This window comes from Anaerococcus lactolyticus ATCC 51172 (genome assembly GCF_000156575.1).
Lineage (GTDB): Bacteria > Bacillota > Clostridia > Tissierellales > Peptoniphilaceae > Anaerococcus > Anaerococcus lactolyticus.
The window spans coordinates 1-1,481 of record NZ_GG666064.1; the positions used below are offsets into that span (position 1 = coordinate 1).

A 1,481-nucleotide genomic window follows, 5' to 3' on the forward strand; every position below is an offset into this window, starting at 1 on the left:
ACCACCTCCATCTCCCTCTAATCTATCTAGTAATTTTGCTAATTTTTTCATATTTAGGCACGCAAAAGTTAGTGCCGCTTTCATACTCATTTTTGCTTTTCCTATCATGTTAGTATATCTAAAGCTATGATATTCTTTAGCACTTCCGAATTGTCTTTCTATTGTTTCTTTTCTTAGTTTGTATAGAGCTTTTCCCTCTTCGGTTAGTCTGTACCATTCACTGTAGTCTATATATTCTTGCCAGATATGTCTAATTATTACTTTCACCTTGCTTTTACTTTTTGTACATTTACTTAAAGATGGGCAGTTTTCACATAAGCTTTTCTTGCTTTGGTATATTCTGTAGCCTTCTCTATTGGTTGTTGAGTAGAGGAGTATTTTGTTTTCTGGACATATGTAGCAGTCATTTGTTTCGTCATATTTGTATTGCCTAGGGTAGAATGATTCTTTATCATTTCTTCTTCCTTTTGGTTTTGCGTATGGCAATACTGGCATTATCCCTTTTTCTATTAGTTCTTTTGCTATTGCTGGTATTTTGTATCCTGCATCCATTACTATTTTTTCTGGTTCATATTTTTCTATTTTTTCTTTGAAGAATGATGGGAAGGTTGTGGAGTCGTGTAGGTTTCCTGGGTAAGCTTTGTAGCCTAGTATCCATCCATTTTTATCACACGATGTTTGGATTGAGTAGGCGTATACTTCTTTGTGGTTTCCTTTATGAAATAGTCCACTTTCTGGATCTGTTATTGATTGACTTATTTCTTTTTCTTCTAGTATCTCACCTTTTGGGTAATCAAAGTCATCTTTGCCATTGATGTTTCTATCTTCGTTTACTTCTTTTTCTAGTTTTCTTTGGTAAGATTTTACTTTTTTCTTTATTTTTACTTTTTGGTTTTTATGTCTGTTGGCGTGGGCTTTTACATGGGTTGAGTCTACAAATTGTATTTTTGTGTCTACAAAGCCATAGGACATTGCTTGGTCTAGGATGTTTTCGAATATCTGATTGAATATGTCTGTGTTTTTAAATCTTCTTTCATAATTCTTTCCAAAGGTTGAGAAGTGTGGAACTTTATCGTAAAAGTCGAGTCCTAGAAACCAACGATAGGCTATGTTTACTTCTACTTCTCTTATGGTTTGCCTCATGCTGTTTATGTTGAAGAAGTATTGTAGGATTACAAGTTTTATTAATACTACTGGGTCTATACTTGGTCTACCTGTTGTTTGTGAGTATTTATCTTCTACTAGGTCGTATATGAAGTTAAAGTCTATGTATTTGTCTATTTTTCTTAATATGTGATCTTTTGGGACTAGTTGTTCTACTGATACCATTTGAACTTGCTCAGTATTGTTTTTCTCATTTTTGTATAGCATAACTTCCTCCATCTATGATATTTATACCCAAAGATGGCTTGATTTAAGCATTTATTGCATAGAAAAAGTAGATGAATTTGTGTTTTTTCATCTACTTTGTCTACAGTCTG

Annotated in this window: 1 protein-coding gene; it reads right to left on the reverse strand. The window is 33.2% G+C overall.

Translation table 11 applies throughout. The features are described 5' to 3' along the window. The coding region (locus HMPREF0072_RS10245) for an IS1182 family transposase (protein ID WP_039931472.1) at positions 1–1,371 on the reverse strand (1,371 nt) is incomplete at its 3' end. Between the last annotated feature and the right edge of the window lie 110 nt (positions 1,372–1,481).